Source organism: Streptomyces sp. NPDC002055 (genome assembly GCF_040296705.1).
Classification (GTDB): Bacteria; Actinomycetota; Actinomycetes; order Streptomycetales; family Streptomycetaceae; genus Streptomyces.
In genome coordinates this window covers 1-23,409 of the sequence record NZ_JBEOXS010000088.1, presented here as the reverse complement: position 1 = coordinate 23,409, position 23,409 = coordinate 1, and the positions used below count along the sequence as shown (strand labels likewise).

The window sequence follows — 23,409 nt, the reverse complement described above, 5'->3', positions numbered from 1 at the left end:
GCGCACCGTACGTGCGCCGCGGCCCGCCCGGGTCCGCCGGAGGCACCGGCGGACGGGGACCTGCGGTGACTACCGGCGGGCGACGCCCTCGGCCCGCGCGGCCGCCGCGACCGCGGCGGTCACGGCCGGCGCGACCCGCTCGTCGAACGGCGACGGAATCACCTTGTCCGCGCTCAGCTCGTCGGCCACGACGGCGGCCAGCGCCTCCGCGGCGGCCAGCTTCATGCCCTCGGTGATCTGCGAGGCCCGCACCTGCAGGGCGCCCGCGAAGATGCCCGGGAAGGCGAGCACGTTGTTGATCTGGTTCGGGAAGTCACTGCGCCCGGTGGCGACCACGGCCGCGTAGCGGGCGGCGACCTCCGGGTGGATCTCCGGGTTCGGGTTGGCCATGGCGAAGATCAGCGAGTCCTTCGCCATCGTCGCGACCGCGGACTCCGGGACCGTGCCGCCGGAGACGCCGATGAAGACGTCCGCACCGTCGAGCGCGGTCTCCAGGGAACCGGAGAGGCCGGCCTTGTTGGTGAAGCCGGCGAGCTCCCGCTTGACGTCGGTGAGGTCCGAGCGGTCCTGGCTCACGATGCCCTTGCGGTCGCACACCGCGACATCGCCGATGCCGGCCTCGACCAGGATCTTGGCGATGGCGACACCGGCCGCGCCCGCGCCGGAGATCACGGCGCGCAGCTGGCCGAGCGAACGGTCGGTGAGCTTGGCGGCGTTGCGCAGCGCGGCGAGGGTGACCACCGCCGTGCCGTGCTGGTCGTCGTGGAAGACGGGGATGTCCAGCCGCTCCTGGAGCTTGCGCTCGATCTCGAAACAGCGCGGCGCGGAGATGTCCTCCAGGTTCACTCCGCCGAAGGACGGGGCGAGCCGGACGACGGTGTCGACGATCTCGTCGCTGTCCCGGCAGTCCAGGGCGATGGGAACCGCGTCCACGCCACCGAACTGCTTGAAGAGGATGGCCTTGCCCTCCATCACCGGAAGCGACGCCTCCGGCCCGATGTCGCCGAGCCCCAGCACCGCACTGCCGTCCGTCACGACGGCCACGACCTGGGACTTCCAGGTGTAGTCGTGGACGAGCTCCGGCTGCTCGGCGATGGCACTGCACACCTTGGCGACGCCCGGCGTGTAGGCGAGGGACAGGTCGTCCCTGTCGCGCACCGGCACGGTGGACTGGACGGCCATCTTGCCGCCACGGTGCAGTGCGAAGGCCGGATCGAAGAGCCCTTCGCCGTCCGTCTCTCCGTCACTGCGAGGATTCACGATCTCCGCTGCCACTTTGTTGACCCCTTTGTCGATTCTGTTTGAGGGTAAACCGCCCCGGGTTGCGGGACGGGCGGGCACCGCGTCCGATGCCCTGCTTGGCGGATGGCCCGCCGCACAGGGAGTAGTACGGACGCCGGGCGCGCCGCACACGCGCCCTGAGCCCCGGGTGAGGGGTGTAAGGGTCTTTTCTACCGGACGCGCGGAGTGATGGACGAGTGACTTCCATTGCAGCGCCGCGCCAGACATCCACGTTTACTGTGATAGCAGTAAAACCGTGAACACATGACCATGAACAGCTTCAATACGGACATGACGCCTGGAATCGCTCCGCGCCATGTCCCACACGTCCCGGTTGTCGGGACGGTCCGGCGGTCGGGGATGGTCACCCGTTATCCGATTTTGACATGACTGGCGCCCTGTTCGGGGCCGTCCGGATGGCAAGATGCGCGCATCACACACGGTGGCTGGTTCCGAAAAAGCGTTCCCGCCACCGGATCCCTTCACATGCAGGAGGACCCAGCCATGACCGCTAGCTACACGCGTCGCTCGGCCGCCCGCAGGTCCCGGATGGCCGCCGCCGGCGCGATCGCGGTCACCGGAGCCCTGCTGCTCACCGGGTGCGGTGACCAGACGGAAGGCGCCAAGGAGGGCGGGAGCAGCCAGGGCTCCCAGGCGCCCCTCTTCTCCGAGCTGCCCCAGGACATCCAGAAGTCCAAGGTGATCAAGGTCGGCACCGATGCCACCTACGCCCCGATGGAGTTCGAGGAGGGCGGCAAGATCGTCGGCGTCGACCCCGCGATCGCCGAAGCCCTCGGCAAGCAGCTGGGCGTCCGGTTCCAGTTCACCAGCGGAACCTTCGACGGGCTGATCACCGGCCTGAACTCCGGCCGCTCGGACATCATCATGTCCTCGATGAGCGACACCAAGGAGCGCCAGCAGGGCATCGACGACAAGGGCAAGAAGGCCGGCCCGGGCGTCGACTTCGTGGACTACTTCAACTCGGGCGTCTCGCTGCTCGTGAAGAAGGGCAACCCGAAGGGCATCGAGTCGCTGGACGACCTGTGCGGCCAGAAGGTGGCCGTCCAGCGCGGCACGATCTACGAGACCACCTTCCAGAAGCAGGCCAAGACGTGCGCCGAGGACAAGAAGGGCAAGCTCACGATCGAGTCCTTCGACAGCGACGCCGAGGCCCAGACGCGCGTCAAGTCCGGGGGCGCCGTGGCCGACCTCAACGACTTCCCGGTCGCGTCGTACATCGCGAAGACGGCGGGCGGCGGCAAGGACTTCGAGGTCACCGGTGACCAGACCGAGGCGGGTCCGTTCGGCATCGCGGTGAGCAAGAAGAACACCCAGCTGCGGGACGCACTCAAGGCTGCTCTGGACAAGAGCATCGCCGACGGTTCGTACAAGAAGGCCCTCGAGAAGTGGGACGTGACCGACAGCGCCGTGGAGAAGGCGGCCGTCAACGCCGGTTCCTGACCCCCCGCGTTCCATTCGAAGGGCAACCCCCGTGAGTGACAAGTTCAAGAAGGAGTCCGACGGCGGCACCCCGCCCGACGGGCCCCAGGTCTCCCAGGAGACCGCCTCCGTTCCGCCGGAGGACATCCGGGCGATCCCGGTGCGGCACTACGGGCGCTGGGTCAGCGCCGTGGTCGTGCTGGCCCTGCTCGCCCTGCTGGTGTACTCGTTCTCCCAGGGCAACATCCGCTGGGCGACGGTCGGGGACTACCTGTTCGACGACCGCATCCTGGCGGGCGCCGGCCGCACCCTGCTGATCAGCGTTCTCTCCATGATCATCGGCCTGGTGCTGGGTCTGGTCTTCGCCGTGATGCGGCTGTCGAAGAACCCGGTGACCGGCAGCGTCGCCTGGCTGTACATCTGGTTCTTCCGCGGCACCCCGGTCCTGGTGCAGCTGCTGATCTGGTTCAACCTCGCGCTCATCTTCCCGATCCTCAATCTCGGCTTCTACAAGGACGAGATGACCGACGTCATGACGCCGTTCATGGTCGCTCTCCTCGGGCTCGGGCTGAACGAAGGCGCCTACATGGCGGAGATCGTGCGTGCGGGCATCCAGTCCGTGGACGAGGGGCAGACCGAGGCGGCACACGCCCTCGGCATGACCGGGACGAAGACGATGCGCCGCGTCGTCCTGCCGCAGGCGATGCGCGTCATCGTCCCGCCGACCGGCAATGAGTTCATCAACCTGCTCAAGACGTCGTCACTGGTGACGGTCGTGTCGTATGTCGACCTGCTGCGCGCGGCCCAGAACATCGGCTCGACCACGTTCGCGACGTTCGAGCTCCTCCTGGTCGCCTCGTTCTGGTACCTGGTGATGACCAGCGTGTTCAGCGTGGGCCAGTACTACCTGGAGCGTCACTACGCCAAGGGGTCGCTGCGCAGTCTGCCGCTGACCCCGTTCCAGCGAATCAAGGTCAATCTGACCTCCTTCAGCAACCGTGGAGGTGCCGTCGGATGAACGCGATGGTGAAGGCCGAAGGCGTCCACAAGTCCTTCGGCGCGGCCCACATCCTCAAGGGCATCGACCTGGAGGTCGCCCCGCGCGAGGTGTTCTGCCTCATCGGGCCGTCGGGCTCGGGCAAGTCCACCTTCCTGCGGTGCATCAACCACCTGGAGAAGATCAACGCCGGACGGCTCTACGTCGACGGCGACCTGGTCGGCTACCGGCAGAAGGGCGACAAGCTCTACGAGCTCAAGGACAGCGAGGTCGCTCTCCGGCGCCGGGACATCGGCATGGTGTTCCAGCGGTTCAACCTCTTCCCGCACATGACGGCGCTGGAGAACGTCATGGAGGCGCCCGTCCAGGTCAAGGGCGAGACCAAGGCCGTGGCCCGGGAGCGGGCCCAGCGGCTGCTGGACCGGGTCGGACTGGCCGACAAGGCGCGGAACTACCCGTCCCAGCTCTCCGGCGGCCAGCAGCAGCGGGTGGCGATCGCCCGCGCCCTGGCCATGGAGCCGAAGCTGATGCTCTTCGACGAGCCGACCTCGGCTCTCGACCCGGAGCTGGTCGGGGACGTCCTGGACGTCATGCGCGGACTCGCCGAGGACGGCATGACGATGATCGTCGTCACCCACGAGATGGGCTTCGCCCGCGAGGTGGGCGACGCGCTGGTCTTCATGGACGACGGCGTGGTGGTCGAGTCCGGCCACCCGCGGGACGTGCTGACCAACCCGCAGCACGAGCGCACCAAGGGGTTCCTCTCCAAGGTGCTCTAGCGGTACGGCCGGAAGGCGCTCCAGCGGTACGGCCGGCGCCCGCCGCGGGGAACCGACCGCGCTGGGCCCGGGCCGGAAACGGCGGAATCCCGGGCCGGACGTGATCGTCCGGCCCGGGATTCCGCCGTCGTGGCCCCGCGGGCTCCCGGAGCCGTCGCAGGGCAGCGCCCCCGCCGCTCCTCCGGGCACGGCTACTTCAGCGCCAGCACCGCCGCGTCCGACGGCGAGCACCACACGGTCCGCGCCTCGCCGAAGCCCGCCGCCCGCAGCGCCTCGGCGTGTGCCGCGGCCGACTGCACCTCGCCGTCGGCGTGGTCGCCGTCGGACGGATTGCCGAAGATCCGGAAGCGCTCGGCCACCGGACCCGCGAGGACCGGGTCGGCCGCCACCTCACGCCACCAGCCCTCCCAGTCCTGGGCGCCCGCGGCCTTCTCCCGCTCCTGGCGCGCGTGCCGGAAGACCCGCTCGGCCTCGTTGATCCGGGGCGTCGACGCGTCGGGCATGTGATCGGCGTTGACGAAGACCCCGCCGTCCCGGAGTACCCCGGCGAGCTGCCCGTAGAGGGTCGACAGCTGGTCGCCGGTGAGCCAGTGCAGCGCCGTGGCGGTCAGCACCGCGTCGTACCGCCGGTGCGGCAGCCGGCTCGTCCACTCCGGGTCCGTCAGGTCCGCGGTGACGAACTCGGCCCGGGACTCGCCCGCGAAGGAGCCGCGGGCGATGGTCAGCAGCGCCGGGTCGAGGTCGACGCCGGTGCTGACCGCCCCGGGGAAGCGGCGCAGCAGCCGGGCCGAGATGCTCCCGGTGCCGCAGGCGAGATCGAGCACCTTCGGCTCGGGCCCCACCAGCGCCTCGACCATGTCCAGCATCACCCGGAAGCGTTCCTCGCGGTCCGGGAGGTACCACTCCTGCTGGCGGTCCCAACTGACCTGCCAGGCTGCCCAGTCCGTGCGTGCGGCCACCGTCTCCGTCATACCGATCCTCCGAACCATCCGATCAGTAATACCCTCGAAGCAGACTCGGTCGTTACTCCGAGCGTCACCGACCTTAGACCGCCCCTGGTAAGGACTACAAGTGGAACTGGCCTATTACTCGGACTACGCCGTGCGCCTGGTCAACAGCGAGGACCCGGTCCAGGGCACGGACGAGCTGACCTCCGTCGAGGCGGTGCGGGAGCTCTTCGGGCCGGCCGCCCAAGCGGCCCGCCGGACGACGGAGGCGGACGTCACCCGCCTCCGCGGCGTCCGGGCCCGGCTCCGGGCGGTCTTCGAGGCGGCCGCCGAGCACGACGAGGTACGGGCGGTCGACCTGCTCAACGCGCTGCTGATGGAGTTCCCGGTCAGCCCGCAGATCTCGGGACACGAGCTGCGGGACGCCGACGGCCGCCCCGACTGGCACCTGCACATCGCCGACCACCCGGCGAACGCGACCGCCGGCTACGCGGCGACCGCCTCGATGGGCCTCGCCTTCCACCTCACCGAGCTCGGGGTCGACCGGCTCGGCATCTGCCAGGCCCACCCCTGCCGCCGGGCGTACCTCGACACCTCGACCAACCGCTCCCGGCGGTACTGCTCGGACCGCTGCGCGACCCGCGCCAACGTGGCCGCCTACCGGGCCCGCAAACGCCTGGAGGGCGAACGGTCCGAACGCGGCTCGGAGCCCACGGACCGGCCCGGACGCACCGAGCGCACCGGCCCCAGCGGCCGGACGGCCGAGGCCGCCCAGGACAGCAGCGCCGCCGGCGACCGCTGACCCTTCAGCGCACGCGGCGGCCGCAGCCGCACCCGGGCGCGGGCCAGCACCAGTTCCTCGGGGACGGCGCCGAACTCCCGGCTGTCGTTCTCCACGAACGGGTTGTCGCCCAGCACCCACCAGCCGCCCGCGCGGCGTTCCACGGCCCGCTTCACGATCATCAGGTCCTGCTGCATCGGGTGCCGCAGCACGATGACGTCCCCCGGACGCACCTCGGCGCCGTACTGGACCACCAGCTGATCACCGGGGTGCAGGGTCGGCACCATGGACGGTCCGACCACCTCGGCGAGCCCGTACGGCAGGGCTCCCCGGGGCGGCCGGCCGCGCTCCGGCTCGCGTTCGTACCCCTGCAACCGGCCACCCTCCGGCATCCGGCACCTCCCGGTCCGTCGCTCCACGCATACCAGCCTGACACCGGACTTTCGTCCTAGGCCCCCTGGGGCGCCCGAGAAAACCCCTCCCGCACGGAGTAATGTCCCACCTGAGAAGACGATCACGAGGAAGGACAGCTCTATGCTCTCCCGCCTGTTCGCCCCCAAGATTCAGGTCAGCGCCCACTGCGACCTGCCCTGCGGCGTCTACGACCCGGCTCAGGCCCGTATCGAGGCAGAGTCCGTCAAGGCGATCCAGGAGAAGTACCAGGCCAACGAGGACGCGGCCTTCCGCACTCGGGCCCTCGCCATCAAGGAGGAGCGCGCTGAGCTCGCGAAGCACCACATCTCGGTGCTGTGGAGCGACTACTTCAAGCCCCCGCACTTCGAGAAGTACCCGCAGCTGCACCAGCTCGTCAACGACGCGCTGAAGGCCGGAAGCACCGCCAAGGGGTCCACCGACCCGGCGACGGGGCAGAAGCTGCTGGACCTCATCGCCGAGATCGACAAGATCTTCTGGGAGACCAAGAAGGCCTGATCACAGCGGGCCGGACCGGCCGGGGACAGCGTTCCCCCGGTCATGCCCGGCCGACAGCACAGCCCGGAAGGGCCCGACCGCCATCGGCGGCCGGGCCCTTCCCGGTTCTCCCCGGCCTTCCGGCCCCACTCCCCGGGCCCGCGTACCGGGGCGGCTGCCCCGGATCCGTCCCGGTTGCGCGGGTCGTGCCAGAACTCGCGGCGGAACGTTGGCGGAACCCGCTCTGCCCTACTGGCGAGTCGGCCCAAGACTGGGAGCACACCCGCACCGCGCAACAGGGAGAACGCCCCATGACCACCGGGTCTCGCGTACTGGCTCTCGGTCACCACCAGCCCGCCACGGTGCTGACCAACGACGAGCTGGCCGCCATGGTGGACACCAGCGACGCCTGGATCCGCAGCCGGGTCGGGATCCGCACCCGCCATGTCGCCGGGCCCGAGGAGTCGGTGGACGACATGGCCGCCACCGCCGCCGGCAAGGCCCTGGCCCACAGCGGCCTGGCGCCCGGGGACATCGATCTCGTCCTCGTCGCCACCTGCACGGCCGTCGACCGCAGCCCCAACACCGCCGCCCGTGTCGCCGCCCGGCTCGGCCTGGCCTCCCCCGCCGTGATGGACCTCAACGTCGTCTGCGCCGGCTTCACCCACGCCCTCGCCACCGCCGACCACGCCATCCGCGCCGGCTCGGCGAGCCGCGCCCTGGTGATCGGCGTCGAGAAGTTCACCGACGTCGCCGACTGGACGGACCGGTCGACCTGCGTCCTGGTGGGCGACGGCGCCGGTGCCGCCGTGGTCACCGCCGCGGAGGAGCCGGGGATCGGCCCGGTGGTCTGGGGATCCGTTCCGGAGATGGGCAACGCCGTGCGCATCGAGGGCACGCCGAGCCGCTTCTCCCAGGAGGGCCAGGCCGTCTACCGCTGGGCCACCACCCAACTGCCGCCCATCGCCCGCCGGGTCTGCGAGCGGGCCGGTGTCGCCCCGGAGGACCTCGCGGGGGTCGTCCTCCACCAGGCCAACCTGCGGATCATCGAACCGGTCGCCCGGAAGCTGGGCGCGGTCAACGCGGTGATCGCGCGGGATGTCGTCGAGTCCGGCAACACCTCCGCCGCGAGCATCCCGCTGGCGCTGTCGAAGCTGGTGGAACGCGGTGAGGTGAGCTCCGGCGCCCCGGTGCTGCTCTTCGGCTTCGGCGGCAACCTCTCGTACGCGGGCCAGGTCATTCGCTGCCCCTGAGCGGTCCGCGGGGCCGCCCTGGCCGGGCTTCCTGGCTTCCCCGGCTTTCCGGGCTTTCCTGGGGCAGAGGTCGGGGCCGCGCCCTCGGGCGGACGGGCGACGGCCACGGTGCCCCGCTCGGCGGCCGCGGCGAGGCTCTCCGGGCGGATGCCCTGAGCCCCGCCCCCGGGACGGACGCCGCAGCAGCCGCCCCGGAACCGGGCTCAGCCGCTGCGGCGGGGCTTCCCGGCCGGACGCCCCGATTCCCCGCCCGGGACCGGCGCGGGGCGCAGCGGCCCCGCGCCGGTCCCCGGCTCAGCGACTCAGCGGCTGCGGCTCAGCGGCTGCGGCTGCGGCTGCGGCTGCGGCAGCAGCTCAGCGACTGCGGCAGCAGCTCAGCGACTGCGGCGGGTCACGAACTCCGCGAGAGCCAGCAGGTCACCGGCGTGCGCGAGATCCGGCACCGCCCGGGCCAGCTGGTCGACGGCCGAGGCCATCCGCACACAGGCCTCGCTCTGCGCCCAGTCCCGCCCTCCCGCACGCTCCACGGCGTCCGCCGCCCGCCGCAGCGCACCGGCGTCGAGCGGGCCCTCCATCGCGTACACCCGGGCGAGTTCGGCGGCGGCGGGGGTGCCCGAGGCCAGCGCGGCGACCACGGGCAGCGACTTCTTGCGGGCCGCGATGTCGGCTCCCACCGGCTTGCCCGTGTCCGCCGGGTCGCCCCAGATGCCGATCAGATCGTCGATCAGCTGGAACGCCAGCCCCGCCTCCCGCCCGAAGGCGTCCATGGCCGCCACGGCACTCTCCCCCGCGCCGGCGTAGAGCGCGCCGAGCGCACAGGCGCAGCCGAGCAGCGCCCCGGTCTTGGCCTCGGCCATGGCCAGGCTCTCGTCGAGCCCGACCTCCGCCCGCTGCTCGAAGGCGCAGTCGGCGTGCTGGCCGTCGCACAGCTCGACCACGCAGGCGGCGAGCCGGCCGGCCGCCTCCGTGGCGGCGGGGTGGGGATCCTGGGCGAGGATCCGCAGCGCCAGGGAGTGCAGGGCGTCCCCGGCGAGGATGGCGTCCGGGATCCCGAAGACGGTCCAGGCGGTGGGCCGGTGGCGGCGGGTCGGATCCCGGTCGATGACGTCGTCGTGGAGCAGCGTGAAGTTGTGCACCAGCTCCACCGCGGCCGCGGCGCGCACCACCTGCTCGGCCCGGCCGCCCAGGGCCCCGGCGGCGGCCAGCACCAGGGCCGGACGGATGGCCTTGCCCGCGTTGCCCGCGGTCGCGGTGCCCCCGGCGTCCTGCCAGCCGAAGTGGTAGGCGGCGATGCGCCGCATCGAGGCCGGCAGCGAGTCCACCGCCGCCCGCAGCGCCGGGTTCACGGCCTTGCGCGACCGCTCGAGAAGATCCGTGGCCTCGCGGCACTCCCGGCTCTGCGTGAACGTGTCCATCGCCCCACCCCTCGACGTGCCAACGCAGGTCTCCCACCTGCCCGTTCATCCTGGCAGCCGCTGTCGACCGCCCACCATTACTCGAATGGGTGGGAATAGATCACGGTGCCCGGGCGCATTCCGGACGCCGCATCACGGCACCCGGCCCCTCGCGGCACCGCGACAGGAGGCGGTGGAACGGGTGTCGGTTACCCTGAGAACAGGTATTCCGTATCAATTCAGACCTCTCAGGCCTTCCGCCGCGGGGATTCCGGTCCACCGGGCGGGCCTTGTCCGGTGACGGGGCGACGGCATCCGCTCATCCGCATCGATCGCAGGAGGCAGCTCATGTCAGGGTTCCTGGACCGCGCCAAGGAACAGGCGCAGCGCGGGCTCCATCAGGGCAAGCAGAAGATCGACGACGTGCAGGCCCAGCGAACGGGCCAAGACCTGGTGAAGAGGCTGGGCGAGGCGTACTACGCGGAGCGGCACGGCACGGGCACCCCGGAGGGGACCCAGAAGGCGCTGGACGCCGTGGAGAACCACGCCCAGGCCCACGGCGAGGACTTCCTGCGGGGCTGAGCAGGACACGCAGGCCGGCCGCCCCCGGGTCCGCGCGCCGGGCCGGGGGGCGGCCGGTCGACGTGCCCGGGAACGCCCGGGCCGGAAGGGGCGGCCGTCCTCACCTCCGCTTCCGGTGGCCCGGCCTCCCCTTCCGGCCCGCGGCGCCCGGCCCGCCGAGGCCCGGCAGCACCGCAGGTGACAGCCCCGGCAGCACCGCGGGTGACAATGGGCCCGTGAGTTCCCCGGCCCCCGATCCCGACCTGCTGCGTCCGCGGCTGCCCTCGCCGCTGGAGCCGGTGGACGACGCGCGCTTCACCCGCCGGGGCGTCCGGCTCCTGCTCAAACGGGACGACCTCATCCACCCCGACATACCCGGCAACAAGTGGCGCAAGCTGGTCCCCAACCTGCGCGCCGCGGCCGAGCGGGGGCAGACCACGCTCCTCACCTTCGGCGGCGCCTACTCCCACCATCTGCGCGCCACCGCCGCCGCCGGACGCCTGCTCGGCCTGCGGACGATCGGGGTCGTCCGGGGCGGCGAGCTGGCCGACCGCCCGCTCAACTCCTCCCTGGCCCGCTGTGCCGCCGACGGCATGGAGCTGCACTTCATCGACCGCTCCGCCTACCGGCGCAAGGCGGAGCCGGCCATGGCCGCCGAGCTGCGGGAACGCTTCGGCGACTGCCACCTGGTACCCGAGGGCGGCAGCAACACGGCGGCGGTGCGCGGCTGCACCGAGCTCGGGCGGGAACTGCGGGGCGCCGCGGACGTCGTCGCCGTGGCGTGCGGCACCGGCGGCACCCTGGCCGGGCTGGCCGCCGGGCTCGCCCCGGAGCAGCGGGCCATCGGCTTCCCCGCCCTCAAGGGCGGCTTCCTCGACCGCGAGACCGAGCGGCTGCAGCACGCGGCCTTCGGCGGACGCACCGGAGGCTGGCGGGTCGAGGAGCGCTTCCACTTCGGCGGCTACGCCAGGCTCACCCCCGAACTGCACGCGTTCGCCGACGACTTCACCAGCCGGCACGGCCTGACGGTGGAGCGCCTGTACGTGGCGAAGATGCTCTACGGGCTCACCGCCCTGGCCGAGGAGGGCACGCTCCCGCCGGGGACGACGGTCGCGGCCGTGGTGACCGGCCCGGACCTCTCCCCGCGGGACTGACGGCCGGACCTCCGGGACTGCGGACCTCCGGGCCTGCGGATCCCCGGGAACGGCGGCCGGACCTCCGGGACTGCGGACCTCCGGGAACGGCGGCCAGCCCGCCTGGAGGAGGCGGCGACCCCCGGGAACGGCGGCGACCTCCGGGAACGGCGCACGAGACCCCCACGCAGCGCGCCACCTACCCCGCGAGCTCCTCCCCGTGCGCCGCCGCCTCCTCCAGGTCCAGCCGGCGCAGCAGCAGGCGGAGCATCTCGTCGTCGAGCCGCCCCTCGTCCCGCATGCGCACGAAGACGTCCCGCTCGGCCGCGATCACCTCGCGGGAGAGCCGGCGGTAGGTCTCGTCGACCGACTCCCCGGTCAGTTCGTTGACCCCGCCGAGGCGCTCCCACACCGCGTTGCGCCGCCGCTCCAGCACGGTGCGCAGCCGCTCCTCCAAGGGGCGCGGCAGGGCGTTGCGCGGGTCGGCGAGCAGCTCGTCGAGCCGCCGCTGAGCCGCCTCCGACGCCGCGTTCTGCGCCTCCGCCTCGGCCAGCAGGAGCTGCTGGGAATCGTGGCCGGGCAGCTTCAGCCGCCGGATCAGCGGCGGCAGCGTCACGCCCTGCACCACCAGCGTCCCGATCACCGTGGTGAAGGCCAGGAACAGCAGCAGGTTGCGGGCCGGGAACGCGCCGCCGCCGTGCACGGTCTCCGGGACCGAGAACGCGATCGCGAGCGAGACCACCCCGCGCATGCCCGCCCAGGACACCGCGAAGGGATGGGTCCACGGCGGCCGCTCGCCGGGCCCGCGCAGCAGCGGCAGATAGGTGGCCGGGTACACCCAGAGGAAGCGGGAGGCGACGACCGCCGCGAAGACCACGACGGCGTACCAGGCGGCCTCCCCGGGGGCGTAGCCGCCGAGGCCGCGCAGCACGACGGTCAGCTGGAGCCCGATGACCAGGAAGACCGACGACTCCAGGATGAAGGCGATCATCTTCCAGACCGCCGCCTCCTGGAGCCGGGTCGCGAAGTCGACCTGCCAGGCCCGGTGCCCGAAGTAGAGGCCGACGACCACGACGGCGAGCACGCCCGAGGCGTGGACCGACTCCGCCACCCCGTACGCGAAGAACGGCGTCAGCAGGGAGAGGGTGTTGAGCAGCAGCGGGTCCCGCAGCCGGGTCCGCAGCCAGTGCAGCGGCACCATCAGCAGCAGTCCGATGCCCACGCCGCCGCCCGCGGCGAGCGCGAACTCCGCCAGCCCCTCGCCCCAGGTCAGCCCCTCCCCGACAGCCGCCGCCAGAGCGACCCGGTAGGCGGTGATCGCGGTCGCGTCGTTGAACAGCGACTCGCCCTTGAGGATGGTGACGATCCGGTGCGGAAGGCCGATCCGGCGGGCCACGGCTGTCGCGGCCACCGCGTCCGGCGGGGCGACCACGGCGCCCAGCACCAGGGCGACGGTCAGCGGCATCCCGGGGACCACGGTGTACGCGACCCAGCCGACGGCGGCGGTCGCGAACAGCACGTATCCGACGGACAGCAGCGCCACCGGCCGGACATTGGCCCGCAGCCCCAGATAGGAGCTGTCGAGCGCGGCCAGGTGCAGCAGCGGCGGCAGCACCAGGGGCAGCACGATGTCCGGGTCCAGGGTGTAGTCCGGGATGCCCGGCAGGAAGCTCGCGAGCAGGCCCGCGGTCACCAGCACCAGCGGCGGGGGCACCGGGGTCCGGCGGGCCAGACCCGCGATCGCGGCGCCGGCCGCCACCAGCACCAGCAGAGGAAATGCCGCCATCCGCCGCTCCACCCCGTCTCAGGCGGGCGGCACCCGCCGCGTCACGCCTCGGCTCGTTTTACTCTGGCCATCATGAGTGAGTGCCCGCACCTTCAGGAACAGCCGCACCCCGAACCGTCGCCCCAGTCCGACACCTGTCTGGAGTGCCGGGCCGCGGGCACCCATCCCGTGCACTTGCGTCTGTGCCTGGAATGCGGTCACGTGGGATGCTGTGACTCGTCGCCGCTCCGGCACGCCTCGCAGCACTTCGAGGACACCGGACATCCGGTGATGCGCTCGTTCGAGCCCGGCGAGAGCTGGCGGTGGTGCTTCGTGGACCAGCGGATCGCTTGAGCGGCCAACCGGACGGGCATCCCTTCGAATTGGGACCGCAGACCTCTAGCCACTGTGCGTACCCAGGGGCTTACAATAAGTGATGCTCCCCGGTCCATGGGACCTCTTCCCCCGGATCGCGATAGCGTCGCAGCTGAACCATGTGCCGCGTCGGCCCGGTCCCGCCTCCCGGCGGGCCGCCGTGCCGGTGCTCGGAAAGCTCAACCAGCTTGTGTCACCTTGGAGGTGAGGGTGTCCCAGATCGCAGGCGAGCCCGGGACCCAGGACTTCGTGGAAGTCCGGCTGCCCGCTGCGGGTGCCTACCTGTCGGTGCTGCGTACGGCCACGGCCGGCCTGGCAGCCCGCTTGGACTTCACCCTCGACGAGATCGAGGATCTGCGCATCGCGGTCGACGAGGCGTGCGCGATCCTGCTGCAGCAGGCCGTACCGGGAAGCGTGCTGAGCTGCGTCTTCCGCCTGGTCGGCGACGCGCTGCGGGTGACCGTCTCCGCGCCCACCACGGACGGCCGCGCACCGGAGCGCGACACCTTCGCCTGGACGGTGCTCTCCGCACTCGCCGGTGAAGTCGACTCGTCGGTCGCGGAGGACCGCACGGTCAGCATCAGTCTGCACAAGAAGCGCGGCGCGGGCCCCGGACAGCCGTGACGGACGGGACGGGCAGGCCGGTGCCGGACGAGAGGCGCGTCGCGCGGGTGGTGCCCGGTACGGCCATCCCCGAGCAGCAGCAGGCAGAGTGGGCGGACCACATGGACCAGCATCAGCATCAGCGCCACGACGAGCAGCACCAGGGCGAGCAGCAGGGCGAACATCGCCAGGGTGAGCGACGCGAGCACGAACCGGAGCACGCGTACGAGCACGAGCACGGGCAGTTGCCCGACCCGCACGACCGCAGCGGTGCCCGTGCCCTGTTCATCAAGCTGCGGGACCTGCCCGACGGCTCTGCCCAGCGCGCCGAGCTGCGCAACCACCTGGTCCGGATGCACCTGCCGCTGGTGGAGCACCTGGCCCGCCGCTTCCGCAACCGGGGCGAGCCGCTGGACGACCTGACCCAGGTCGCCACCATCGGCTTGATCAAGTCGGTGGACCGGTTCGACCCGGAGCGCGGGGTGGAGTTCTCCACCTACGCGACGCCGACGGTCGTCGGGGAGATCAAGCGGCACTTCCGCGACAAGGGCTGGGCGGTGCGCGTCCCGCGCCGGCTCCAGGAGCTGCGCCTCTCGCTGACCACCGCCACCGCCGAGCTGTCCCAGCGGCACGGCCGGTCGCCCACCGTCCATGAGCTGGCGGAGCACTTGAGCATCTCGGAGGAGGAGGTGCTGGAGGGGCTGGAATCGGCCAACGCCTACAGCACGCTCTCCCTCGACGTGCCGGACACCGACGACGAGTCCCCGGCCGTCGCGGACACCCTGGGCGCGGAGGACGACGCCCTGGAGGGCGTGGAGTACCGGGAGTCCCTCAAGCCGCTGCTCGAGGAGCTGCCGCCGCGGGAGAAGAAGATCCTGCTGCTCCGGTTCTTCGGCAACATGACCCAGTCGCAGATCGCGCAGGAGGTCGGCATCTCCCAGATGCACGTCTCCCGGCTGCTGGCCCGCACCCTCGCCCAGCTGCGGGACAAGCTGCTCGTCGAGGAATGACGGGCACCGGGGGCCGCACCGGGCCTCCGGCACGCCGCTCCCCGGTCGCACCCGGGCCACCCCTCGGGTGCCCCGGCACCACCGCCGCAGCCCTGTGGGCGAGGCGTCAGGGCAGTCACCGCCGCGGCCCGGCCACCGGAGCCGGTCCTGCCACCGGCACGTCACGGCATGCGCCGCCGCGCCCCGCTCAGGCGTCGCGCGGTGCGATGCCCAGTGCCTCGGTCGCCGTCGGATTGACCAGGAGCGCCAGCACGGCCAGTGCCACGGCGCCGAGGGCCGCCCCCACCGCGATGAGCACCCCTCCGGTGCTGATCAGCGTCCAGGCGACCGGCACGGCCATGATCTGGGTGATCAGCGCCGGTCCCCGGCTCCAGCGGCGGCGGAGCAGCAGTCCACGGGCGGCCGCCAGCGGCAGCGCCGCCAGGGCGAGCAGCGTCAGCCCGCCCGTCTCGGCCTGGGTGGGGCTCTCGGGACTCCCGAGCAGACCCATGACGAGCAGATACGCCCCGAACACGGCGAGCGCCGCACCCTCCGCCCCCGCCAGCGCGGCGGCGACGGTGAGCCGGGTGGGGCGGGGGCCGGCGGGGCCGGTGTCTTCGGGTGCCTGGGTCTGCTTGCTCACCCCAGCAGGGTAGCTCCCGGCCCGCGGGGCACCGCGGGGCCGGTCGCGCGGTGCCCCGCGGGCCGGGAGGCCGTCCGGTGGGCGGGCACCCGGCTGGGCCCGGTACCAGAGGGTAGGTAGTCTGCTGCGCATGCGCGCGCTTCTCGTGGTCAATCCGGCAGCAACCACCACCAGTGCCCGCACGCGCGATGTCCTCATCCACGCCCTCGCGAGCGACCTCAAGCTGGAGGTCGTGACGACCGAGTACCGGGGCCACGCCCGCGACGTGGCGCGCCGGGCGGCCGAGGGCGGCGAGACGGAGCTGGTCGTCGCGCTCGGCGGGGACGGAACCGTCAACGAGGTCGTCAACGGTCTGCTGCACCGCGGCCCGGACCCCGACACGCTGCCGCGCCTGGGCGTCGTCCCCGGGGGGTCGACCAATGTCTTCGCCCGGGCCCTCGGCCTCCCGAACGACGCCGTGGAGGCGACCGGCGCCCTGCTGGACGCGCTGCGTGACCACAGCGAGCGAACCGTGGGCCTGGGCCACGCGGCCGGCACCCCGGGCACCGCGGACGAGGGCGTCCCCGCCCGCTGGTTCACCTTCTGCGCGGGCTTCGGCTTCGACGCGGGCGTCGTCGGGCGGGTCGAACAGCAGCGCGAGCTGGGCAAGCGCTCGACCCACGCGCTGTACGTGCGGCAGCTGATGCGGCAGTTCCTCACCGAGCAGCGCCGCCGGCAGAGCACGATCACCCTGGAGCGCCCGGGCCACGCCCCGGTCGAGAACCTGCTGCTCTCGATAATCTGCAACACCGCCCCCTGGACCTACCTGGGCAATCGCCCGATCTACGCCTCCCCGCGCGCCTCCTTCGACACCGCGCTCGACGTGCTCGGGCTGAGCACCCTGTCGGCCGCCGGAATGGCCCGGTACGCCACACAGCTGCTGACCTCGTCGCCCGACCGGGGGCCGAGCGGGAAGCACGCGGTGTCGCTGCACGACCTGACGGACTTCACCTTGCATTCGCAGGCGCCGGCACCCTTTCAGATGGACGGCGACCATCTGGGACTGCGTTCGAGCGTGACGTTCACAGGCGTACGCCGTGCACTGCGTGTGATTGTGTGAGCGGAACGGGCAAAAGTCCTTCCACTCGAACGTTTAGGCCAGCTTCCACCCACTGGAAGTACGGCTGTGACCCAGACGACACCAAGGAATCAAAAAAAACTTTCCAGAAGGGGTTGTATCCGCCGCCGAGGTTTGCGAGTCTCTTCATGGCGATCGGGACGGCCCGCAGGAAGGCCCCCTTGAGAGCCGGAACCCCTCCTCATTTCGCTGGGACCGCACCAGGCAACTGGAAGCAGGCCCCTTCCCTTGTGGGGGGATTCGTGAAAGCGTTCACATTCACAAGCAACCTGCTGGTAATACAAGGAGATGGAGCAGCCATGGACTGGCGTCACCGCGCCGTTTGCCGCGAGGAAGACCCCGAGCTCTTCTTCCCCATCGGCAACACCGGTCCTGCGCTGCTGCAGATCGAGGAAGCCAAGGCCGTCTGCCGTCGCTGCCCCGTCATGGAGCAGTGCCTGCAGTGGGCGCTGGAGTCCGGCCAGGACTCCGGCGTGTGGGGTGGCCTCAGCGAGGACGAGCGCCGCGCGATGAAGCGCCGCGCCGCTCGCAACCGGGCGCGCAACGCCAGCGCCTGACCCGAAACGCCCCCCGTGCCCGGGCGGCGCGTACAGCGAGTGCGCACCTCCCGCCCCCCGAGCCGCAGCGCGCAGTACCCCAGCCGCTCCCCCGGAGCAGCTTCTGGGGGTGCCCACGCACCGTGAGCAGTGAGCCCCGGACCGATTCGGTCCGGGGCTCACTGCTGTGCGGGGCCCACTGTGGTGCACAGCTCACTGCCATGACGGGGGTCACCGCTGTGCGGGCGGTACCGGCCGGAGTCGAGGGGCGTCCGCGGTGAGGGGTGTCCGCGGTCAGGGCTTCTCTGCGCGTACGGGGATGTCCAGCACCACCCGGGTGCCGCGCTCCGGGGCGGGCAGCATGTCGAACGTTCCGCCCAACTCCCCCTCGACCAGGGTCCGGACGATCTGCAGGCCCAGGTTGCCGGTCCGGCCGGCGTCGAAGTCCTCGGGCAGGCCGCGGCCGTTGTCCTGCACCGTGACCAGCAGCCGGCCCTCGGTCCGGGTGCCGCCGCGCACCGCGGACACCTCGACCGTTCCCTGCTCCCCGCCCGGCGCGGCCGTGGTGCCGAAGCCGTGCTCCAGCGCGTTCTGCAGCACTTCGGTGAGGACCATGGACAGGGGGGTGGCCACCTCGGCGTCCAGGATCCCGAAGCGTCCGGTCCGGCGGCCGGTGACCCGGCCCGGGGAGATCTCCGCCACCATGGCGAGCACCCGGTCGGCGATCTCGTCGAACTCGACCCGCTCGTCGAGGGTCTGGGAGAGGGTCTCGTGCACGATCGCGATCGAGCCGACCCGGCGGACCGCCTCGCCCAGGGCTTCGCGGCCCTCCTCCGAACCGATCCGGCGGGCCTGGAGCCGCAGCAGCGCGGCCACGGTCTGCAGATTGTTCTTCACCCGGTGGTGGATCTCCCGGATGGTGGCGTCCTTGGTGATCAGCTCCCGCTCGCGGCGGCGCAGTTCGGTGACGTCGCGCAGCAGCACCAGCGAACCGATCCGGGGGCCCTTGGGCTTGAGCGGGATGGCGCGCAGCTGGATCACGCCGCCGTTGCCCTCGACCTCGGTCTCCCGGGGCGCCCAGCCGCTGGCGAGCTTGACCAGTGCCTCGTCGACCGGGCCGCGGGACGGGGCGAGTTCGGCCGTCGTCCGGCCGAGGTGGTGTCCCACCAGGTCGGCGGCGAGGCCGAGCCGGTGGTAGGCGGAGAGCGCGTTGGGGCTCGCGTACTGCACGACGCCGTCGGCGTCGAGCCGGATGAGGCCGTCACCCACCCGCGGCGAGGCGTCCATGTCGACCTGCTGGCCGGGGAAGGGGAAGGATCCCGCGGCGATCATCTGGGCCAGGTCGGAGGCGCTCTGCAGATAGGTGAGTTCGAGGCGGCTGGGGGTGCGCACGGTCAGCAGGTTGGTGTTCCGGGCGATGACGCCCAGGACCCGGCCCTCGCGCCGGACCGGGATGGACTCGACCCGGACCGGGACCTCCTCGCGCCACTCGGGGTCGCCCTCCCGGACGATCCGGCCCTCGTCGAGCGCGGCGTCGAGCATCGGGCGGCGGCCGCGCGGGACCAGGTGGCCGACCATGTCGTCCTGGTAGGAGGTGGGGCCGGTGTTCGGCCGCATCTGCGCGACGGAGACATAGCGGGCGCCGTCGCGGGTGGGCACCCACAGCACCAGGTCGGCGAAGGAGAGGTCGGAGAGCAGCTGCCACTCCGAGACCAGCAGGTGCAGCCACTCGAGGTCGGACTCGTCGAGGGCCGTGTGCTGACGTACAAGGTCGTTCATGGAGGGCACGAATGTGAGCCTACCTGTGGCAGAGTTCGTTGCAGCATGGGTGAACGCTCTGCCGATGCATGGACAGATGTTAGTGGTCTAGTCCACAATGAAAAGGTAAAGCCTCCGCCCTCCCCGCACAGGAGGACGGAACAGAGGCACACGGCGCTCTCTGCCCTGACTGCTCCGTGGCCTCCGGTCGGCCGGCCGTCCGCGGGAACCGCACACTCCGCACGACGGTGGGCCGGCACCAGCTCCGGGCTGCGGTGCCGGACAGGTTGAGGGTCCTGTCCCGGCGCCGTGGCCCGAAGTGTTTTTCGGCCTCCCGGCCCTCCCCCGGCAGCGCCCGGCGGCTCAGTGGGTCTCGGTGACCTTGGCCAGGGCGCGCGGCGCGTCCGGGTCCTGGCCGCGGGCGATGGTGACCTCGTACGCCAGCATCTGGAGCGGCAGGATCTCCAGGATCGGCTGGACCTCCTCGGCCACGCCGGAGGTGGGCAGCGCGAAGCCGGCGGACGCCCGGTCGACCTCGGCCCGGCTGCCGATGACGACCAGATCGGCGCCCCGGCCGCGGAGCCGGTCGAGCACCGGCTGCAGGGCCTCGCCGCCCTTCCCCTCGGTGACGATCGCGATCACCGGCGAGATGTTGTCGACCATGGCCAGCGGGCCGTGCAGCAGGTCGGCGCCGGAGTAGGAGAGCGCCGGGATGTAGCTGGTCTCCATCAGCTTCAGCGCGGCCTCCTTGGCGGTGGGGTAGCCGTAGCCGCGGGAGGTGAGCACCATGCGCTCGGCGAAGCGGTACCGGGCGGCCAGCGCCCTGACCTCGTCCTGGCGGGCGAGGATCTGCCGGGCCAGCTCCGGGAGGGCCTTGGCGGCGGAGCCGTCGCCGCCGCGCAGCCCCTCGACGAAGAGGTAGAGCGCCAGCAGTTCGGCGGTGTACGTCTTGGTCGCCGGCAGCGCCTTCTCGGGGCCCGCGAGGACGTCGATGTGGAACTCCGAGACCGCGGCGAGCGGTGAGCCGGCGTTGTTGGTCACCGCGAGGGTGATCGCCCCGGCCGCCCGGGCGGCCTCGGTGGAGGCCACCAGATCCGGGGAGCCACCCGACTGGCTGACGGTGATCACGAGCACATCGGTGAGGTCCGGGGTCGCCCCGTACGCCGTGGTGGTGGACATCGAGGTCAGGCCGCAGGGCTTGCCGAGCAGCACCTCCAGCAGGTACTTGGCGTAGAGAGCGGCGTTGTCGGAGGTGCCGCGGGCGGTGAGCAGCACGAAGCGGGGGTTGCGGGCCGCCACCTGTTCGGCGATCTCCCGGATCCTCGGCGCGCCCTCGTCGAGGATGCGGCGCAGGACCTCCGGCTGTTCGGCCATCTCGCCGGACATGATGCTGCCCGGCTGCCCGGCGGGCCGGTCCGGAGTGGTGGCGGACATGCTGGGTGCCTCCCGTTGGTTCGGTCGTTGCGGTGCCACGGACGTCAGCTTCCGGCCGTCCGGCCGGTGATGACCTCCGCGGCGGCCCGCCCGCAGACGCGGGCGGCTCCGTGCGTGGCGATGTGCGGCGCTCCGGCGGGCGGCGCCTGGGGCACACCCATCTCGACCACGACCGTGGCGGGCCGGACGGCGAGCAGGGCGTCCAGTGCGGCGGCCATCCAGGGGTGCCGGTGGACATCGCGGACCACGGCGACGATCCTACGGTCACCCGCCCGTTCCAGCACATCTCCGATCATGCCCGGCATTCCGCCCTCGTCCACGGCGTCCCGGCCGTAGGTGCCGGTCCCGGTTCCGGGCAGCAGCCGGGCCAGTTCGGCGGCGATGCCCCACGGGGTCTCGTCCCCCACCGCGATGTTGGCGACCGGGGTGAACGCCGCGACGAACGGTGGCGCGGTCAGGGGCTCGTGGCCGGCGCGCCCGGTGACCCGCAGCGCGCGCCGGGCCGCGGCCAGGCCGATACCGGGGTCGGCCGCGGGCGCCTCGGGCGTCCCCGGCGGGCGGGCGGCGAGCGCCCGGACCCGGCCGGCCGCCTCGGCCAGCCGCTCCTCGGGGAGCTCACCGGCGCGGACGGCGGCGACCAGGGCGTCCCGCAGCCGCAGCACGGTGGCCTCGTCCGCGAGTCCGCCGCCGACACAGACGGCGTCGGCGCCCGCCGCCAGCGCCAGGACGCTGCCGCGCTCGATGCCGTAGCGGTCCGCGACGGCGCGCATCTCCATGCCGTCGGTGACGATCAGTCCGTCGAAGCCGAGGCCGCCCTCGGCGGCGGGGGCCCGCAGCAGCCCGCCGAGGACGGCGGGGCTGAGGGTGGCGGGGCGGTGCGGATCGAGCGCGGGCAGCACGATATGGGCGCTCATCACGGCGCGGGCGCCGGCGCGCAGGGCGGCGCGGAACGGGACCAGTTCACGGGCGTGCAGCGTCGCGAGGCCGGCACCGACGGTCGGCAGGTCGTGGTGGGAGTCGGTGGCCGTGTCGCCGTGCCCGGGGAAGTGCTTGGCGCAGGCGCCGACCCCGGCCGACTGGAGCCCCTCGACGTAGGCGGCGGTGTGCCGGGCGACGAGCTCCGGGTCGGAGCCGAAGGAGCGGACGCCGATCACCGGGTTGTCCGGGTCGGAGTTGACGTCGGCCGACGGCGCCCAGTTCAGGTTGACCCCGCAGGCGGCGAGCCGGCGGCCCAGCTCCCGGGCGACGGCACGGGTCAGCTCCGGGGAGTCGACCGCGCCGAGGGCGAGGTTGCCGGGGAAGGAGGAGCCGGTGCGGACCTCCAGCCGGGTGACGTCCCCGCCCTCCTCGTCGACGGCGACGAGGAGGTCGCCGCGTTCGGCGCGCAGCCGTGCGGTGAGGGCCGCGAGCTGTTCGGGGCCGGCGATGTTGCGGCCGAACAGACCCACCGAGGTGAGGCCTTCGCCGAGCCGGCGCAGCAGCCAGTCGGGGGCGGTGGTGCCGGTGAACCCGGGCTGGAGGACGGCCAGGGCGTCCCGGGTGAGGGTGTCGGCCCTGCGGGCGAGCGTCGCCATGAGGAAGCGCCATCCCTTCACTGCAGCGTCGGCTCCGGGACGTGGTCCCGGACGGTTCGCACCCTAATGGTTTAGACCACTGACCGACCAGCTTGGCCTGGACCAATCGGGGTGTCAAGGGCGCCCCTCGGCCGCGGACGGGTCCGTTACCCGGCCGACACCTGGGCGGGAGCCGTGCCCCGGCGCGCCCGGACCGTGCCACGATGTCCGCGACGGACGGAGGAGCCGGTGACGGCAGCAGGACGTGAGTCGGGAAGGCTGGCCATGGAGAGCGAACGGGCCGACGGCGGCGGGGCGGCGGGCGCGAACCGCACCGCTCGCGTGCCCAAGTACTACCGGCTGAAGCGGCACTTGCTGGAGATGACGGAGACCCTGCCGCCCGGTACGCCGGTGCCGCCGGAGCGCACCCTCGCCACGGAGTTCGACACCTCCCGCACCACGGTGCGCCAGGCGCTGCAGGAGCTCGTCGTCGAAGGGCGGCTGGAACGGATCCAGGGGAAGGGGACCTTCGTCGCCAAGCCGAAGGTGTCGCAGGCGCTGCAACTCACCTCGTACACCGAGGACATGAAGGCCCAGGGCCTCGAACCGACCTCGCAGCTGCTGGACATCGGCTACGTGACGGCCGACGACCGGCTGGCCGGGCTGCTGGACATAGCGCCCGGCGGCCGGGTGCTGCGCATCGAGCGGCTGCGGCTGGCGAGCGGCGAGCCGATGGCGATCGAGACCACGCACCTGTCGGCGAAACGCTTCCCCGCGCTGCGCCGCAGCCTGGTGAAGTACAGCTCCCTCTACACGGCGCTGGCGGAGGTCTACGACGTGCGCCTGGCGGAGGCCGAGGAGACCATCGAGACCTCGCTGGCCAATCCGCGCGAGGCGGGGCTGCTCGGCACCGACGTCGGGCTGCCGATGCTGATGCTGTCGCGCCACTCGCGGGACACCGACGGCGAGCCGGTGGAGTGGGTACGGTCGGTGTACCGCGGCGACCGCTACAAGTTCGTGGCACGGCTGCAGCGGCCCGAGGCCTGAGGGGTCCTTGCACGGTCCCGCCCGGGCCACGCGGCCCGGCCCCGCCACCGGAGACCGGCCCGACGCCCGGGCGCGGCCCGACGGCCGAGCCCTGCCACCGGAGACCGGCCCGAC

General features: G+C 72.4%; 22 protein-coding genes and 1 pseudogene. 14 read left to right on the top strand and 9 right to left on the bottom strand.

From position 1 onward, the window contains the following. Positions 1-69: 69 nt before the first annotated feature. Positions 70-1,275, bottom strand: coding sequence for an NAD(P)-dependent malic enzyme (locus tag ABT112_RS32430; protein WP_351515382.1), 1,206 nt, complete (start codon positions 1,273-1,275; stop codon positions 70-72). 510 nt (positions 1,276-1,785) lie between these two features. Between ABT112_RS32430 and ABT112_RS32425 the strand changes: the two genes are divergently transcribed. The 3 genes from ABT112_RS32425 to ABT112_RS32415 are packed head-to-tail and all read left to right on the top strand — an operon-like array spanning position 1,786 to position 4,497. Continuing rightward, positions 1,786-2,742 carry an ABC transporter substrate-binding protein gene (locus tag ABT112_RS32425; protein ID WP_351515381.1) on the top strand — a complete coding sequence of 319 codons (957 nt, stop codon included), beginning with the start codon at positions 1,786-1,788 and terminating at the stop codon, positions 2,740-2,742. Between the two features lie 31 nt (positions 2,743-2,773). Further along, complete coding sequence (locus tag ABT112_RS32420) at positions 2,774-3,739, top strand: amino acid ABC transporter permease (RefSeq protein ID WP_351515380.1); 966 nt, start codon at positions 2,774-2,776, stop codon at positions 3,737-3,739. Next, positions 3,736-4,497: an amino acid ABC transporter ATP-binding protein gene (locus tag ABT112_RS32415; RefSeq protein ID WP_351515379.1), complete on the top strand. Its 762-nt coding sequence runs from the start codon at positions 3,736-3,738 to the stop codon at positions 4,495-4,497. The genes ABT112_RS32420 and ABT112_RS32415 overlap by 4 nt, the downstream gene beginning before the upstream one ends. A 191-nt stretch (positions 4,498-4,688) precedes the next feature. Here the strand turns inward: ABT112_RS32415 and ABT112_RS32410 are convergent, their stop codons facing one another. Next, on the bottom strand, positions 4,689-5,468 hold the full coding sequence (locus ABT112_RS32410) for a class I SAM-dependent methyltransferase (protein WP_351515378.1): 780 nt from the start codon (positions 5,466-5,468) through the stop codon (positions 4,689-4,691). Between the two features lie 100 nt (positions 5,469-5,568). Between ABT112_RS32410 and ABT112_RS32405 the strand changes: the two genes are divergently transcribed. Further along, positions 5,569-6,246, top strand: a complete 678-nt coding sequence (locus tag ABT112_RS32405) for a CGNR zinc finger domain-containing protein (protein WP_351515377.1) — start codon at positions 5,569-5,571, stop codon at positions 6,244-6,246. A gap of 44 nt (positions 6,247-6,290) precedes the next feature. On the opposite strand, the pseudogene sodX reads toward ABT112_RS32405, so the two are convergent. Beyond that, a pseudogene (sodX, locus tag ABT112_RS32400) lies at positions 6,291-6,617 on the bottom strand (nickel-type superoxide dismutase maturation protease); the annotation flags it as partial. A 142-nt stretch (positions 6,618-6,759) separates the two neighbouring features. On the opposite strand from sodX, the gene sodN reads away from it, so the two are divergent. Both sodN and ABT112_RS32390 read left to right on the top strand, forming a co-directional pair. Further along, the gene (gene sodN, locus ABT112_RS32395) at positions 6,760-7,155 is read left to right on the top strand and encodes a superoxide dismutase, Ni (RefSeq protein WP_351515376.1); all 396 of its coding nucleotides are present in this window, start codon (positions 6,760-6,762) and stop codon (positions 7,153-7,155) included. A gap of 290 nt (positions 7,156-7,445) precedes the next feature. After that, positions 7,446-8,387, top strand: a complete 942-nt coding sequence (locus tag ABT112_RS32390) for a beta-ketoacyl-ACP synthase III (RefSeq protein WP_351515375.1) — start codon at positions 7,446-7,448, stop codon at positions 8,385-8,387. A 374-nt stretch (positions 8,388-8,761) separates the two neighbouring features. On the opposite strand, the gene ABT112_RS32385 is transcribed toward ABT112_RS32390, so the two are convergent. Beyond that, positions 8,762-9,802: a family 2 encapsulin nanocompartment cargo protein polyprenyl transferase gene (locus ABT112_RS32385; RefSeq protein WP_351515374.1), complete on the bottom strand. Its 1,041-nt coding sequence runs from the start codon at positions 9,800-9,802 to the stop codon at positions 8,762-8,764. Positions 9,803-10,129: 327 nt separating this feature from the next. On the opposite strand from ABT112_RS32385, the gene ABT112_RS32380 reads away from it, so the two are divergent. Together ABT112_RS32380 and ABT112_RS32375 are read left to right on the top strand one after the other, a co-directional pair. Continuing rightward, positions 10,130-10,363: a hypothetical protein gene (locus ABT112_RS32380; protein WP_351515373.1), complete on the top strand. Its 234-nt coding sequence runs from the start codon at positions 10,130-10,132 to the stop codon at positions 10,361-10,363. Positions 10,364-10,578: 215 nt separating this feature from the next. Beyond that, the gene (locus ABT112_RS32375) at positions 10,579-11,496 is read left to right on the top strand and encodes a 1-aminocyclopropane-1-carboxylate deaminase/D-cysteine desulfhydrase (protein WP_351515372.1); all 918 of its coding nucleotides are present in this window, start codon (positions 10,579-10,581) and stop codon (positions 11,494-11,496) included. Between the two features lie 178 nt (positions 11,497-11,674). Here the strand turns inward: ABT112_RS32375 and ABT112_RS32370 are convergent, their stop codons facing one another. Beyond that, positions 11,675-13,261, bottom strand: a complete 1,587-nt coding sequence (locus ABT112_RS32370) for a Na+/H+ antiporter (protein ID WP_351515371.1) — start codon at positions 13,259-13,261, stop codon at positions 11,675-11,677. Between the two features lie 72 nt (positions 13,262-13,333). On the opposite strand from ABT112_RS32370, the gene ABT112_RS32365 reads away from it, so the two are divergent. The 3 genes from ABT112_RS32365 to ABT112_RS32355 all read left to right on the top strand — a co-directional run bounded on the left by ABT112_RS32365 (position 13,334) and on the right by ABT112_RS32355 (position 15,228). Continuing rightward, the gene (locus tag ABT112_RS32365; RefSeq protein ID WP_351515370.1) at positions 13,334-13,594 is read left to right on the top strand and encodes a UBP-type zinc finger domain-containing protein; all 261 of its coding nucleotides are present in this window, start codon (positions 13,334-13,336) and stop codon (positions 13,592-13,594) included. A 231-nt stretch (positions 13,595-13,825) separates the two neighbouring features. After that, complete coding sequence (locus ABT112_RS32360; RefSeq protein ID WP_351515369.1) at positions 13,826-14,239, top strand: ATP-binding protein; 414 nt, start codon at positions 13,826-13,828, stop codon at positions 14,237-14,239. Between the two features lie 101 nt (positions 14,240-14,340). Continuing rightward, positions 14,341-15,228, top strand: a complete 888-nt coding sequence (locus ABT112_RS32355; RefSeq protein WP_502975515.1) for an RNA polymerase sigma factor SigF — start codon at positions 14,341-14,343, stop codon at positions 15,226-15,228. Between the two features lie 187 nt (positions 15,229-15,415). On the opposite strand, the gene ABT112_RS32350 is transcribed toward ABT112_RS32355, so the two are convergent. Further along, entirely contained in the window at positions 15,416-15,850 is a 435-nt protein-coding gene (locus ABT112_RS32350; protein ID WP_351515367.1) for a hypothetical protein, read from the bottom strand. Positions 15,851-15,980: 130 nt separating this feature from the next. Between ABT112_RS32350 and ABT112_RS32345 the strand changes: the two genes are divergently transcribed. Both ABT112_RS32345 and ABT112_RS32340 read left to right on the top strand, forming a co-directional pair. Further along, entirely contained in the window at positions 15,981-16,949 is a 969-nt protein-coding gene (locus tag ABT112_RS32345) for a diacylglycerol/lipid kinase family protein (RefSeq protein WP_351515366.1), read from the top strand. 317 nt (positions 16,950-17,266) lie between these two features. Further along, the gene (locus ABT112_RS32340) at positions 17,267-17,524 is read left to right on the top strand and encodes a WhiB family transcriptional regulator (protein ID WP_003983230.1); all 258 of its coding nucleotides are present in this window, start codon (positions 17,267-17,269) and stop codon (positions 17,522-17,524) included. A 273-nt stretch (positions 17,525-17,797) separates the two neighbouring features. Here ABT112_RS32340 and ABT112_RS32335 read toward each other — a convergent pair whose 3' ends face one another. The 3 genes from ABT112_RS32335 to ABT112_RS32325 form a co-directional block, all read right to left on the bottom strand. Continuing rightward, positions 17,798-19,282, bottom strand: a complete 1,485-nt coding sequence (locus ABT112_RS32335) for a sensor histidine kinase (RefSeq protein WP_351515384.1) — start codon at positions 19,280-19,282, stop codon at positions 17,798-17,800. A gap of 342 nt (positions 19,283-19,624) precedes the next feature. Further along, positions 19,625-20,695 (bottom strand): SIS domain-containing protein, encoded by a 1,071-nt coding sequence (locus ABT112_RS32330; RefSeq protein WP_351515365.1) that lies wholly within the window; start codon positions 20,693-20,695, stop codon positions 19,625-19,627. Positions 20,696-20,739: 44 nt separating this feature from the next. Further along, positions 20,740-22,269: a glycoside hydrolase family 3 protein gene (locus ABT112_RS32325; protein WP_351515364.1), complete on the bottom strand. Its 1,530-nt coding sequence runs from the start codon at positions 22,267-22,269 to the stop codon at positions 20,740-20,742. Between the two features lie 264 nt (positions 22,270-22,533). Between ABT112_RS32325 and ABT112_RS32320 the strand changes: the two genes are divergently transcribed. Then, the gene (locus ABT112_RS32320; protein WP_351515383.1) at positions 22,534-23,295 is read left to right on the top strand and encodes a GntR family transcriptional regulator; all 762 of its coding nucleotides are present in this window, start codon (positions 22,534-22,536) and stop codon (positions 23,293-23,295) included. Positions 23,296-23,409: the final 114 nt, after the last annotated feature.